We start from the raw sequence: 13298 nt of genomic DNA, 5'->3' as shown, positions 1-13298 counted from the left end.
TCGGGAAACGCTTCTCCACCCGCTCGAAGCGAACGGTGCGCATATCGGGCTTAAGCCCCATGCATGACCGCTTTGTCAGTGGTCATTCAGGAAAATGGCGCTAGGCTCCCATGCCTATGCGCTTTTCCCCCCGCCGTTCGGCCGCTTCGCTCTCCGTCCTCGCCCTGCTTCTGTCGGGATCGCCCCTGGCGGCCCGGACCGACACCGTTCCGGCATCCGCCGGGCAGGGGCCGATCAGCGGGCAGGCGCAGGTGCGGCCATGGCTCTATGAAAACAGCGATGTGCCGATCGATCCGGCCTGGCGATTCGGCACGCTGTCCAACGGCCTGCGCTATGCCATCCGGCGCAATGGCGTTCCGCCGGGGCAGGTGTCCGTCCGCCTGCGGATCGATGCCGGCTCGCTGATGGAGCGGCCCGAGGAACTGGGGTACGCCCATTTCATCGAACATCTCTCGATGCGAGGCTCGCGCCATGTTCCCGATGGCGAATCCAAGCGCATCTGGCAGCGTCTGGGCGTCACTTTCGGCAGCGACAGCAACGCGCAAACGACGCCGACCGGCACCACCTATGCGCTCGACCTGCCGCAGGCGACCCCGGCCAGCCTGACCGAGAGCATGAAGATTCTCGCCGGGATGATGACCGATCCCAATATCGTGGACAGCGCGGTCGACGCCGAACGCGCCGTGGTGCTCGCCGAACGGCGCGAGAGCGACGGACCGCAGATGCGCATGTCCGACGCCAGCCGGCTGCATTTCTTCGCCGGCCAGCCGCTTGCCGACCATGCGCCGATCGGCACCGTGGCGACGCTGACCGCCGCGACCGCGGCCAAGGTGGAGGCCTTCCACCAGCGCTGGTATCGCCCCGAAAACGCCGTCATCGCGATCGCAGGCGATATCGATCCGGCGCAGGCCGAACAACTCATCAAGGATAATTTCGCCAGTTGGACGGTGCCCGGCAAGGGCGCACCCTTGCCCGATTTCGGCGCGCCGGACGCCAAGCGGCCTGCGACCCGAGTGGTGGTGGAGCCGGGCGTGCCGCTCGGCCTGACTTTGGCCTGGCTGCGTCCCTGGACACCCCATGCCGACACCATCGTCTACAACCAGGACAAGCTGACCGACATGCTCGCGCTGCAGATAATCAGCCGCCGGCTGGAGCAGGCGGCGCGCGCTGGCGGCAGCTTCCTGCAAGCGGGCGTGGAGCAACAGGATGTCAGCCGCTCGGTCGACGGCACCTTCATGACCATCATTCCGACGGGCGAGAATTGGGAGAAGGCGCTGGCCGACGTGCGCGCCGTGGTGGAGGATGCGAAGGCCGCGCCACCCAGCCAGGCCGAGATCGAGCGCGAATATGCGCAGATGGATACCGCGCTCAACATCCAGGTCGAGAATGCGGATACGGAACCGGGCGCCAAGCAGGCCAGCGATCTCGTCAGCGCCGTCGACATCCGGGAGACCACCGTCAGTCCGCAGGCCGCCGTCGACATCTTTCGCGCCGGCAAGTCCGCAATGACGCCGGAAAAAATCCTCGATTCCACGCGGCGCCTCTTCTCCGCCGGCGTGTTCCGCGCGCTGATGATGACGGGTAAGGTGCAACCCGGCCTTGACGCGAAACTCGCCGCTGCGCTCGCCGCGCCAGTGAAGGCGGCGACCAACGCCCGCCTCGCCGACAAGGCGGTGACCATGGACGACCTGCCCAAGCTCGGGCCGCCCGGAACGGTGGTGTCGCGCACCCCGGTCGGCCTCCAGGGCATGGAAAGCATCGCTTTCTCCAACGGCGTCAAGCTGACCCTTTTCGCCAATGACGCGGAAACCGAAAAGGTGCGGATCAACGTCCGCTTCGGCCATGGCCAGCAGGCCTTTTCGCCGACCAGGCCGGTCGCAAGCTGGGCCGCCGACTATGCGCTGGTGGCGAGCGGTATTGGCAAGCTCGGCCAGCGCGAACTGGACGACCTGACCAACGGCCGCCGCATGGGCATGGATTTCTCGACCGACGATGATGCTTTCGAAATGCAGGTCGTGACCCGTCCCGCCGATTATCGGGACCAGTTGCGCCTGTTCGCGACCAAGCTGGCGCAACCCGGCTGGGATCCCGCGCCGATCGCGCGGGTGAAGACAGGCGCGATCGTCGCCTATGACGCCATGTCGCGTGCGCCGGACTCGGTGCTGGGCCGCGATCTCAACTGGCTATTGCATGACAAGGACGTCCGCTTCCGCACCCCGTCCCGTGCCGAGATCGAGGCGCTGACGCCGCAGGCATTCCGCGCCACCTGGGAGCCGATCCTCGCCTCCGGCCCGATCGAGGTGCAGATTTTCGGTCAGGTCAAGGCGGATGAGGCGATCCAGGCGGTCGCCGCGACCTTCGGCGCACTGCCGGCCCGCCCGGATGTGCCGGTGCCCGCGATCAACCGGGCGATGCGCTTCCCGGCCCATGTCGATACGCCGGTCATCTTGCGACACAAGGGCGACAAGGAACAGGCGGCGGCGGTCATGGCCTGGCCGACCGCCGGCGGCTTCGAGCTGCAGAAGGAGGCGCGCCAGCTGGAGATATTGACCCAGATCTTCAACGACCGCCTGTTCGACAAGCTGCGCTCGACGGAGGGCGCTGCCTATTCGCCCAGCGTCCAGAATAACTGGCCCTTCTCCTACGAAAGCGGCGGCTATATCCTGGTCACCAGCCAGGTCCGGCCCGACAAGATCGCCTATTTCTACAGCGTGGTGAAGGACACGGCCGCAGACCTCGCCAAGACCCCCGTCAGCGATGACGAGTTGCAGCGCGCGGTTGCACCGATGCGGCAGTTGCTGATGCGGGCCAGCACCGGCAATGCTTTCTGGATGAACCAGATGGAGGGTGCGACCCATGACGCCCGCTATGTCGAGGCGATGAAGAATATGTCGCAGGACATGCTCTCGGTCACACCGGCGCAGTTGCAGGCGCTTGCGGCCAAATATCTGGTGCCGGGGAAGAGCTGGTCGACGGTCGTCCTGCCCGAAGGGGTGGCGGCGCGCTGATCGCGCCGCCCGGCATCCGGCGCCTGCGCGTCACGCCGGCTGGGGCTGCTCCATCAATTGTTCGTAGAGGCGGACATATTCCAGATGCAGTTCGCGAATGACCGGATTATGCGACTTGGCCGCCAGTTGGCGGTTCCTTTCCAGTCGCGCGGTAAAATAGGCGCGGTCGAAAGCGGACGTCATATGCATGGAATGCCTCCCGAAAAGTTCGAAAGGTAAAGGCGTGGGGCATCAGTAAGTTGCCGCGATGCGACATGCATAGTGCGCCGATGCGGCAAAACGTGGAGCAGATGCGGCGACCGGCTCTCCCGATTATCGGGCGCGTCGGTCGCGAAATTAACGAACGCCGCCCAGCGCGGTGACGATCATCTCCGCAGTGAGGCGGGCGGCGCTGCTTGCCGACAGGCGGGGGCGTGAGAGGCTACGATGTCCCAGGCCGAACAGGCAGGCCAGGATCATTTCCTCCGCCGCGTCCAGCGCTTCACCGGACAGCTTGTCATTGGCTGCGCAGGCAAAATAGCGGATATAGGTACGGAACCGCTGGCACATGGTACCGATCGTGTCGGCGACTGCGGCGTTACGGAAGCTTTCGGCCAATATGTCGAACGAAAGAGCCTCGTCCTTCTCGTCGATCGTATGCAGCAGCAATTGCTCGAATGTTTCGACTATCGTCAGTTCGCCTGCATCCATCCGCATCTGGATTTCTGCCATTTCGCCGCACCATTGATCGGCGTCGTCATGGACCAGCGCCTCAATAATATCTTCCTTGCTCTTGAAAAGGCGATATATCTGTCCGACCGAGACTTGGGCGGCGACCGCCAGTTCGGCCATCGCGGTCTGATGAAATCCATGGCTGTCGAACAATGTCCTTGCTGCCGCCAAAATGCGAACCCGACCATTTTTTTCTTGCTGCACTGCAACCATGTCCACCCCTTAGGCCTTTTTTGCCTCTTGAAATCGCACTGCCATGATCGTACCTGCTCGGCAAGCGGAATGAACGTTCATTCCATCTCTTCGATCCCTATTTCAAAGACGGATATTCAAACGATGCAAAAGGGGACAATCATCGGGCTGCTGGCGTGTGCGTCGGCACTGGCGTTAAGTGGATGCGGCGAAAGCCCCCCGCCTGCGTCGCCGCCGCCCGCCGTCGGCGTAATCACGCTCAAGCGCGAATCGGCGACGCTGGTGAACGAGCTGCCCGGCCGGATCGTGGCCTTTGAAACTGCGGAAGTGCGTCCCCAGATCAGCGGCGTGATCCGTCGCCGCCTGTTCCAGGAGGGCGGCAATGTCCGCGCCGGCCAGCTTCTCTACGAAATTGACGACGCGCCGTATCGCGCCGCCCTGGCGCAGGCGCAGGGTTCGCTCGCCCGCGCCAATGCCGCGATCCGCTCGACCGGGCTGCAGGCCCAGCGCTACAAGGATCTGGTCGGGATCAATGCCGTCAGCCGCCAGGAATATGACGATGCCGACGCCGCCGCGCAGCAGGCGCGTGCCGATGTTGCGGCGCAGCGTGGCGCCATGCAGGCGGCGCAGGTGAATCAGAATTTCACGCGCATCCGCGCGCCCATCTCCGGCCGGATCAGCCGCTCGCTCTTCACCCCCGGCGCACTGGTGCAGGCGGGGCAGGCGGACGCGCTCACCACGATCCAGCGTACCGATACTGTCTATGTCGATGTCTCGCAGTCGGCGGCGCAGATCATCGATCTCAAACAGGCGATGAAGAGCGGGGGTGTCAGCGAAGCCGATGGCGCGCGCATCCAGTTGCTTCTGCCCAATGGCAGCGTCTATCCGATCGAGGGGCGCCTGCAATTTTCCGAAGTCACGGTCGATCCTACATCGGGTGCCGTGACCTTGCGCGCCACCTTCCCCAATCCCGACGGCCTGTTGCTGCCCGGCATGTATGTCCGTGCCAAGCTGGTCGAAGGACAGCGCGCCCAGGCGATCCTGGCGCCGCAGCAAGGCATCAGCCGCGATCCGCGTGGTCGTGCGACCGCCATGGTGGTGGGCAAGGACAACAAGGTCGAGGTGCGCCAAGTCACGGTCGACCGCGCCGTCGGCGACAAGTGGATCGTCACCGATGGGCTCAAGCCCGGCGACAGGCTGATCGTCGAAGGGCTGGTGAATCTGCGCCCCGGCACGGTCGTCAAGCCCGGTGCGCCGCAGCAGGTGACCGCTGCTCAGCCTGGCCAGAAAAATGGCGCGCAAAATGCTGCGTCAACGGTTCAGGGCGGGGCGCACTAAATCATGGCCCGCTATTTTATCGACCGGCCCATCTTCGCATGGGTCATCGCCATCGTCATCATGCTGGCCGGCCTGCTGGCGATCCGTTCTCTGCCGGTCGCGCAGTTTCCTGAGATCGCGCCGCCTGCGGTGACGATCCAGACCAGCTATCCTGGCGCCAATGCCCAGACGCTGGAAAGCACGACCACGCAGATCATCGAACAGCAGCTCAAGGGCATCGACAATCTGCGCTATTTCTCCTCGACCAGCGACGGGTCGGGCAATCTCAATATCACCCTGACCTTCGAACAGGGCACCGATCCCGACATCGCGCAGGTCCAGGTGCAGAACAAGCTGTCGCAGGCGACGCCGCTGCTGCCGCAGGAAGTGCAGCAGCAGGGCCTGCGCGTTGGCAAGTCGACCTCCAGCTTCCTGCTCATCATGGCCGCCTATTCGGACGACGGCATTCATGACCAGGAGGATGCCGCCGACTTTATCGCGTCGAGCCTGCAGGATCCGATCAGCCGCGTGACCGGCGTGGGCGATACGCAGTTGTTCGGTTCGCAATATGCGATGCGGATCTGGCTCGATCCCTACAAGATGGCCAATCTCGGCGTCACCACCGGGGACGTCAAATCGGCGATCGTCGCGCAGAACGCGCAGGTGTCCGCCGGGCAGATCGGCGGATCGCCGTCGCCCAAGGGGCAGGCGCTCAACGCGACGGTCACGGCCCAGTCGCGCCTGCGCACCCCCGAAGAGTTCGGCAATATCCGCCTGCGCAGCAACGGCGACGGTTCGGTCGTGCTGATGTCGGATGTCGCCCGGATCGAACTGGGTGCGGAAACCTATGGGTTCGGCGTCAAGTTCAACGGCTATCCGGCCTCGGGCTTCGGCGTCAAGCTGGCGCCGGGCGCGAACGCGCTCGACACGGTGGAGGCGGTCAAGAGCCGCGTCGATCAATTGTCGAAGAACTTCCCAAGCTGGGTGAAATATGACTTCCCGGTCGATAACTCGACCTTCGTCAAGCTGTCGGTCGAACAGGTCATCCATACCCTGTTTGAAGCGGTCCTGCTGGTCTTCGTCGTCATGTTCCTGTTCCTGCAGAACTGGCGCGCGACCCTGATTCCGACCATTGCGGTGCCAGTGGTGCTGCTGGGCGCGTTGGCGATCCTCAGCGCGGCCGGTTTCACCATCAACACGCTGACCCTGTTCGGCATGGTGCTGGCGATCGGCCTGCTGGTCGACGATGCGATCGTCGTGGTCGAAAATGTCGAGCGCCTGATTCAGGATGAGGGCCTCAGTCCCAAGGAAGCGGCCAAGAAGTCGATGGACGAAATCAGCGGCGCGCTGATCGGCATCGGCCTGGTCCTGTCGGCGGTGTTCCTGCCCATGGCTTTCTTCGGCGGGTCCACGGGCGTTATCTTCCGGCAATTCTCCATCACGATCGTCTCTTCGATGATCCTGTCGGTCATGGTCGCTTTGATCCTGACGCCGGCGCTGTGCGCCACCATCCTGAAACCCGCTTCGCATGGTCATAGCTGGAACGGACCGATCGGCTCGATCTTCGGCCGCTTCTTCGACTGGTTCAATCGCACCTTCGACAAGGGCGTGGTCCGCTATGGCCGGGGCGTGGAGAAGGTGGAGCGTCGTTGGGTTCGCACGATGCTGGCCTATGGCCTCATCGTGATCGGCATGGCCTTCATCTTCCTGCGCCTGCCGAGCGGCTTCCTGCCCGAAGAAGACCAGGGCATCATCATCAACCAGGTTTCGCTTCCCGCCGGCACCACGCTGGAGGAGACCGAACGGGCTCTGACCCGGATGCGCAACCATTATCTGGTGGACGAAAAGAAGAATGTCTCCGCCGTCTTCACCATCGGCGGCTTCGGCTTCGTGGGACAGGGGCAGAATGTGGGCATCGTGTTTGCACGTATGAAGGACTGGAAGGAGCGGAAGGGCGCCGACAATCAGGTGCCTGCCATCGCATTGCGTGCCAACAAGGCGTTCCGTAAGATTTCGGCGGGGATGGCCTTCGCCTTCGTCCCGCCGGCGGTGCAGGAACTGGGCAATGCGTCCGGCTTCGACTTCCAATTGCTCGATCAGGGCAATCTGGGCCATGAAAAGCTGCTCGCCGCGCGCAACCAGTTGCTCGGCATGGCGATGGGCGACAAGCGCCTGGCGCAGGTCCGTCCCAACGGTCTGGAAGATACGCCACAGCTCAAGCTGAACGTCGATCAGGCGGCCGCGGGCGCGTTGGGGGTGGCCCAGGCTGACGTCAATGACACGATCAGCACCAATCTGGGCGGCTCCTACGTCAACGACTTCATCGACCGCGATCGCGTGAAGCGCGTCTTTGTCCAGGCCGACGCGCCCTTCCGCACGTCGCCAGACGCCATCAACGCCTTCCACGTTCGCGGCAGCAGCGGCACGATGGCCCCACTGTCGGCCTTCGCCACGACCGAGTGGGTGCAGGGTCCGGCCCGTCTGGAACGGTTCAACGGCGTCCCGTCGATGAACATCCAGGGCGCGCCGGCCCCGGGCGTGTCGAGCGGCACGGCAATGCAGGCGATGGAGGAATTCGCCGCCAAGCTGCCGGCGGGCGTCGGCTATAGCTGGAACGGCATTTCCTATGAGGAGCGGACCTCCGGTGGCCAGGCGCCCTATGTCTATGCGCTCTCGATGCTGATCGTCTTCCTCTGCCTTGCGGCGCTGTATGAAAGCTGGTCGGTCCCGATCGCAGTGATGCTGGTGGTGCCGCTGGGCGTGCTGGGCGCGGTGATCGGCGCCACCCTGGCGGGGCTCAACAACGACATCTATCTTCAGGTCGGCCTCATCACCACCATCGGCGTGTCGGCGAAGAACGCGATCCTGATCGTGGAGTTCGCCGAAGAGAAGATGCGCGAAGGGTTGTCGCCGGCCAAGGCGGCGCTGGAAGCCGGCAAGCTGCGCCTGCGGCCGATCCTGATGACCAGCTTCGCCTTCATCTTCGGCGTGTTGCCTCTTGCCCTGTCCAAGGGCGCGGGGGCAGGCGGTCAGAATGCGATCGGCTGGGCCGTGGTCGGCGGTATGTTGTCGGCCACCGTGCTGGCGATCTTCTTCGTCCCGGTCTTCTTCACTGTCGTGAAGCGGCTGTTCCGCGAACATCATAATCACGAGGCGGACGGCGACCGGGCGACCCCCGATGCCCCGCAGGAGGCTTGAAGACCATGCGCAACATGAAAGCGCTGGGCGCCGTCACTCTCTCGCTGGCGCTGGCCGCCTGCGACATGGCGCCCAAATATGTGCGGCCGGAACTGCCGGTGCCCGCCACGAGTCCGCAAGGGTCGGCCTATGCCGTCGATGGCGGGCAGGGCATGGCGGTAACCGCGGACACCGGCTGGCGCGATTTCTTTACCGATGCTCGTCTGGCGCGCGTGATCGAAACCGCGCTCGCCAATAACCGCGACTTGCGGCTGGCCGTGGCCAATGTCGAACAGGCGCGCGCGCAATATAGGGTGCAGCGGGCGGACCTGCTGCCGACGGTGGCGGGGACGGGGACGGCCACCTTCTCGTCACAGCCGCTCGTCCAGTTCGGCCAGAGCGATCGGTTGCGGCAGGACGTCTATCAGGCGCAGGTCGGCATTTCGGCCTGGGAAATCGACCTGTTCGGACGGGTGCGCAACCTGACCAAATCGGCGCAGGAACAATATTTCGCCAGCGTCGAAAATCGCAACGCCGCGCAGGTCATGCTGATCGCCGAAACCGCCAACGCCTGGCTGACGATGGCGGCGGATCAGGAACGACTGCGCATCGCCCGCGATCTGGAAAGCGCATTCGGCAAGACGCTTGAGTTGAATAAAGCCCGCTTCGCCAAGGGCGTCGCGTCGGAACTGGAAGTGCGCCAGGCGCAGACCAGCTATGACAGCGCGCGGTCGGACATCGCGCAGGCGACGACGCTGGTGGCGCAGGACCAGAATGCGCTGAACCTGCTGGCCGGCACCACCGTCCCGGCGACGGACCTGCCCGACGCCCTGCCGCAATCCGACGCGACATTGGACAATCTGCCGTCCGGCGTGGGATCGGACATCCTGCTGCGCCGTCCCGACATCGCGTCGGCGGAACATCAATTGCGCAGCGCCAACGCGGATATCGGCGCGGCGCGGGCGGCCTTCTTCCCCCGCATTTCCTTGACCGCCGCGCTTGGGACCGTCAGCACCGGCCTGTCGGGTCTGTTCGCCGCAGGCAGCGAAACCTGGTCGGTGGCGCCGACAGCCAGCCTGCCGATTTTCGACTTCGGCAAGAACAAGGCCAATCTGCGCTATGCCCGGGCGACCTATGACGCGATGCTCGCCACTTATGAAAAGAGCGTGCAGACGAGCTTCCGCGAAGTCGCCGACGCGCTCGCCCGGCGCGGCACGATGAGCCAGCAACTCGAGGCGCAAACGTCGCTGCGCGATTCGGCCAAGATTGCCTACACCCTGTCGGACGCGCGCTTCCGGGCCGGGGTAGACAGTTTCCTCACCACACTGGATTCGCAACGCTCGCTTTACAATGCGGAACAGAGCCTGCTCGCCACCCGCCTGACCCGCGCCAGCAACATGGTCGAACTCTATCGTTCCATGGGTGGCGGCCTCAAATAGGCTTTGGCAGCAGGCGGCGGGAAGCATCGCCGATCGATCTCCGCTATCTACTTGGCAGCATAGCGGAGACGATCGATGACCCTGGCCCACATAATTTTCCCCTCGCCGGTCGGCGAACTGACACTGGTGGCGAGCTACGCCGGCCTGGTCGCGATATTGTGGGAGGATGATGATCCTGCGCGCGTCCGGTTGGGCGCGCGCACGGCCAGCAGCGATCATCCGATACTGGAAGCGGCGAGGGCGCAGCTGACGGACTATTTCGCTGGCCGGTTGCAGACGTTCACGGTGCCGCTGGACTTTCGCGGCACGGCGTTTCAGCGGACGATCTGGGCGGCGCTGCTTGCGATCCCCTTCGGGGAGACGCGCAGCTATGGCGACATCGCCCACGCCGTCGGCCGCCCCACCGCATCGCGTGCCGTGGGCGCCGCCAACGGCCGCAATCCCATCTCGATCATTGCCCCCTGCCACCGGGTGGTCGGCGCGAACGGCGCGCTGACCGGCTTTGCCGGCGGCGTCGAAACCAAGCGCTGGCTGCTCGATTTCGAGCGCAAGGCTTTAGAAAATCCGGAATAATGGTGCACCCAACTGGATTCGAACCAGTGGCCTTTGCCTTCGGAGGGCAACGCTCTATCCAGCTGAGCTATGGGTGCATGACGCTGGTCAGGAGGGGCGGGTAGCAAAGTCCACCGCGCTGCGCCAGCGTCAAAATCGCCTCAACCGATCTTATTTCGGCGCCTTCTCCATCGGCTGGAACTTGCCCAGGCCGCAACTCGGCCCCTGCTGCAATCCGGGGCCGGCATTGTAGAGCACGGTGATGATGTCGACCGAGCAAAGCTGCGACAGGCTCGTCTTGTAGAGGAAGCGCTTTTCGAAGCCCAGGCTGGGGCAGCTATTGGGCAGGCTGTTACGATACACCTTGTTGCCGTTCATGATGAAGTCGATCGTGCTGTCATCGCGCACATCGGTCGACCGGATCGACTGGATCTGGACGCAATCGATCGGCTCGCCCTTGGCCACATAGGGGTCGGGCTTGTCCTTGGCGATGGCGGGCAGGGCGGCGCAGGCGAGCGCCAGGCCCAGCGCGAGCCGGGCAGGGGCAACAATGGACATCGCTTCTCTCCTCATATCATGCCGAATCGACGGCGCGGCGCGCGCATTTCCGTCATGATCCTAGCGCGCCATGGCTGAACAGGAGGAGAATGGATGTGCGCTCAGGCCGCCTTGGCCGCCGCTGTCTTGGGTGCGGGCGTCTTGGGCTTGAACCGGCACAGGTCGGCGACGATGCAGCGCCAGCATTCGGGCTTGCGCGCCTTGCAGACATAGCGGCCATGCAGGATCAGCCAGTGGTGCGCATCCCGGCGAAACGGGCCGCGGACTTTCTTGTCCAGTTGCTGCTCGACCGCCAGCACGGTCTTCCCCGGCGCCAGCCCCGTGCGATTGCCGACGCGGAAAATATGGGTGTCGACCGCGAACGTCTCCTGCCCGAAGGCGGTGTTGACCACGACATTGGCGGTCTTGCGCCCGACGCCGGGCAGGGTGGTCAGCGTGTCGCGATCCTCCGGCACCTCGCCGCCGAAATCGCGCACCAGTATCTCCGACAGGCCGATGACATTTTTCGCCTTGGTATTGAACAGGCCGATGGTCTTGATATGCGCCTTCAATCCCTCCTCGCCCAGCTCGACCATCTGCTGGGGCGTCTGGACCGCGCGAAACAGCGCGCGGGTCGCCTTGTTGACGCCAACATCGGTCGCCTGCGCCGACAGCGTCACCGCCACCAGCAGCTGATAGGGATTGCCATATTCCAGCTCCGTCACCGGCGCGGGATTGGCCTCTGCCAGCCGGCTGAAGAAATCGAAGATCTGCGCCTTGTTCACGACCTCAGAGTCCCAATACGCCCTTCATATCATAACGCCCCGCCGGCTGCCCCACCAGCCAGCGCGCCGCCTTCACTGCACCGCGTGCGAAGATGGTGCGGTTCTCCGCGCGATGACCGATCTCGATCCGCTCGCCCTCGGCTGCGAAGATCACCTGATGATCGCCCGCGACCGACCCGCCACGCAGCGCGGCAAAGCCGATCGCGCCCTGCGCTCGGGCGCCGGTAATCCCGTCGCGCCCGCGCTCGCTATGCTCGGCCAGTGCGATCCCGCGCCCGCGCGCCGCCGCCTCGCCCAGCAGCAGCGCCGTGCCGGATGGCGCGTCGACCTTGTGCCGATGATGCATCTCGACGATCTCAATATCCCAATCGTCGCCCAGCCCCGCCGCCGCCTGCTCGACCAGCGCGGCGATCAGGTTGACGCCCAGCGACGTATTGCCCGTCTGCAGCACCGCGATATGCGCCGCGGCTTCATCGATCAGGGCGTGATGCACCGCCTCCAGTCCAGTGGTGCCGATCAGCAGCGGCTTGCGCGCCGCAATGCAGGCGTCCAGATGCGCGCTGAGGGCACCCGGCACCGAAAAATCGATCAGCACCTCGCTCGCCTCCGCCAGCGCCAGCGGGTCGGCGGTCATGGCGATGCCCGGCGCGATTTCGCCGGCCGGTTCGCGATCGGTGCCGCCGGCAATACCCAGGCCTGCATCGGCCGCCGCCTGCGCAATCGCCCGGCCCATGCGTCCCGCCGCCCCGAAAATCCCGATCGTCGTCATGATGGTCCGTTCCATTATCCATAGTCGGCCCGCCGATGCCAGAGCAGCGCGACTTTGTCATCCCTCGGCCTTGGCGCGGATGGGTCATATCACTAGAAGTCGGGCCATGAACGCCGACATCCACAACATCGTCATCCTCACCGGCGCGGGCATTTCCGCCGAGAGCGGCCTCGCCACCTTCCGCGGCCCGGACGGCCTGTGGGAAGGTCATCGCGTAGAAGACGTTTGCACCCCCGAAGCGCTGGCCCGTGACGAAGCGCTCGTACACCGCTTTTATGACGAACGCCGCGCCAAACTGGCCGAGGTGCGCCCCAATGCCGCGCATCGGGCGCTGGCCGCGCTGGACGCGGAGTGGCCAGGCGACCTGCTGATCGTCACCCAGAATGTCGATGACCTGCACGAACGGGCAGGGGCCAGGCGCCTCATCCACATGCATGGCGAACTGCAATCGGCGCTCTGTGCCGCCTGCGGCAAGGCGGTCCGCTGGTCCGATCCGCTGCCACCGGGCACGGCCTGTGACGGTTGCCGCAAGCCAGCCCTGCGCCCCGACATCGTCTTCTTCGGCGAAATGCCCTACGATATGGACCGCATCGACGCCGCCGTGCGCGATGCGGACCTGTTCGTGTCGATCGGCACATCGGGCGCGGTCTATCCGGCGGCGGGTTTCGTCCAGACCGCCCGCCATGTCGGCGCGCGCACGCTGGAACTCAATCTCGATCCGTCGGCCGGCAGCGTCTATTTCCACGAAACCCGGCTGGGGCCGGCCAGCATGTTGGTGCCCGATCTGGTGCGCGAACTGCTGGCCTGATCG

The 13298-nt window shown here is 64.8% G+C and carries 11 protein-coding genes and 1 tRNA gene; 6 read left to right on the top strand and 6 right to left on the bottom strand.

Annotated elements, in window-relative coordinates; genetic code table 11:
• Positions 1-116 precede the first annotated feature (116 nt).
• The gene (locus SBA_RS13175) at positions 117-3008 is read left to right on the top strand and encodes a M16 family metallopeptidase (protein WP_261934772.1); all 2892 of its coding nucleotides are present in this window, start codon (positions 117-119) and stop codon (positions 3006-3008) included.
• Positions 3009-3038: 30 nt separating this feature from the next.
• Here the strand turns inward: SBA_RS13175 and SBA_RS13170 are convergent, their stop codons facing one another.
• Positions 3039-3197 (bottom strand): hypothetical protein, encoded by a 159-nt coding sequence (locus SBA_RS13170; RefSeq protein ID WP_261934771.1) that lies wholly within the window; start codon positions 3195-3197, stop codon positions 3039-3041.
• Positions 3198-3344: 147 nt separating this feature from the next.
• Positions 3345-3932 carry a TetR/AcrR family transcriptional regulator gene (locus SBA_RS13165; RefSeq protein WP_261934770.1) on the bottom strand — a complete coding sequence of 196 codons (588 nt, stop codon included), beginning with the start codon at positions 3930-3932 and terminating at the stop codon, positions 3345-3347.
• A gap of 123 nt (positions 3933-4055) precedes the next feature.
• Between SBA_RS13165 and SBA_RS13160 the strand changes: the two genes are divergently transcribed.
• The 4 genes from SBA_RS13160 (at position 4056) to SBA_RS13145 (ending at position 10417) form a co-directional block, all read left to right on the top strand.
• Positions 4056-5249: an efflux RND transporter periplasmic adaptor subunit gene (locus SBA_RS13160; RefSeq protein ID WP_261934769.1), complete on the top strand. Its 1194-nt coding sequence runs from the start codon at positions 4056-4058 to the stop codon at positions 5247-5249.
• 3 nt (positions 5250-5252) lie between these two features.
• Positions 5253-8426 (top strand): efflux RND transporter permease subunit, encoded by a 3174-nt coding sequence (locus SBA_RS13155; RefSeq protein WP_261934768.1) that lies wholly within the window; start codon positions 5253-5255, stop codon positions 8424-8426.
• Positions 8427-8431: 5 nt separating this feature from the next.
• Positions 8432-9844: an efflux transporter outer membrane subunit gene (locus SBA_RS13150; RefSeq protein WP_261934767.1), complete on the top strand. Its 1413-nt coding sequence runs from the start codon at positions 8432-8434 to the stop codon at positions 9842-9844.
• Between the two features lie 75 nt (positions 9845-9919).
• A complete protein-coding gene (locus SBA_RS13145; protein WP_261934766.1) occupies positions 9920-10417 on the top strand; it encodes a methylated-DNA--[protein]-cysteine S-methyltransferase in 498 nt (165 codons plus the stop codon).
• Here the strand turns inward: SBA_RS13145 and SBA_RS13140 are convergent.
• From SBA_RS13140 to dapB, 4 genes are all read right to left on the bottom strand, one after another.
• A tRNA-Arg gene (locus tag SBA_RS13140) sits at positions 10418-10494 on the bottom strand.
• Between the two features lie 73 nt (positions 10495-10567).
• A complete protein-coding gene (locus SBA_RS13135) occupies positions 10568-10954 on the bottom strand; it encodes a hypothetical protein (protein WP_261934765.1) in 387 nt (128 codons plus the stop codon).
• A gap of 101 nt (positions 10955-11055) precedes the next feature.
• Entirely contained in the window at positions 11056-11718 is a 663-nt protein-coding gene (gene nth, locus SBA_RS13130) for an endonuclease III (protein WP_261934764.1), read from the bottom strand.
• 4 nt (positions 11719-11722) lie between these two features.
• Positions 11723-12487: a 4-hydroxy-tetrahydrodipicolinate reductase gene (gene dapB / locus SBA_RS13125; protein WP_224549899.1), complete on the bottom strand. Its 765-nt coding sequence runs from the start codon at positions 12485-12487 to the stop codon at positions 11723-11725.
• A 106-nt stretch (positions 12488-12593) separates the two neighbouring features.
• On the opposite strand from dapB, the gene SBA_RS13120 reads away from it, so the two are divergent.
• On the top strand, positions 12594-13295 hold the full coding sequence (locus tag SBA_RS13120) for an NAD-dependent deacylase (protein ID WP_224549900.1): 702 nt from the start codon (positions 12594-12596) through the stop codon (positions 13293-13295).
• The last annotated feature ends 3 nt before the right edge of the window (positions 13296-13298 follow it).

This window comes from Sphingomonas bisphenolicum (assembly GCF_024349785.1).
In the GTDB taxonomy this organism is placed as follows: domain Bacteria; phylum Pseudomonadota; class Alphaproteobacteria; order Sphingomonadales; family Sphingomonadaceae; genus Sphingobium; species Sphingobium bisphenolicum.
The sequence above is the reverse complement of the archived record's forward strand: the minus strand, read 5'-3'. Positions and strand labels throughout refer to the sequence as shown.

What these genes read in the sequence shown, in the direction of transcription:
- SBA_RS13120 (WP_224549900.1), top strand. Translation starts at nt 12,594, where the DNA reads ATGAACGCCGACATCCACAACATCGTCATCCTCACCGGCGCGGGCATT.
- SBA_RS13175 (WP_261934772.1), top strand. Translation starts at nt 117, where the DNA reads ATGCGCTTTTCCCCCCGCCGTTCGGCCGCTTCGCTCTCCGTCCTCGCC.
- SBA_RS13150 (WP_261934767.1), top strand. Translation starts at nt 8,432, where the DNA reads ATGCGCAACATGAAAGCGCTGGGCGCCGTCACTCTCTCGCTGGCGCTG.
- dapB (WP_224549899.1), bottom strand. Translation starts at nt 12,487, where the DNA reads ATGACGACGATCGGGATTTTCGGGGCGGCGGGACGCATGGGCCGGGCG.
- SBA_RS13170 (WP_261934771.1), bottom strand. Translation starts at nt 3,197, where the DNA reads ATGCATATGACGTCCGCTTTCGACCGCGCCTATTTTACCGCGCGACTG.
- SBA_RS13155 (WP_261934768.1), top strand. Translation starts at nt 5,253, where the DNA reads ATGGCCCGCTATTTTATCGACCGGCCCATCTTCGCATGGGTCATCGCC.
- SBA_RS13145 (WP_261934766.1), top strand. Translation starts at nt 9,920, where the DNA reads ATGACCCTGGCCCACATAATTTTCCCCTCGCCGGTCGGCGAACTGACA.
- SBA_RS13165 (WP_261934770.1), bottom strand. Translation starts at nt 3,932, where the DNA reads ATGGTTGCAGTGCAGCAAGAAAAAAATGGTCGGGTTCGCATTTTGGCG.
- SBA_RS13160 (WP_261934769.1), top strand. Translation starts at nt 4,056, where the DNA reads ATGCAAAAGGGGACAATCATCGGGCTGCTGGCGTGTGCGTCGGCACTG.
- SBA_RS13135 (WP_261934765.1), bottom strand. Translation starts at nt 10,954, where the DNA reads ATGTCCATTGTTGCCCCTGCCCGGCTCGCGCTGGGCCTGGCGCTCGCC.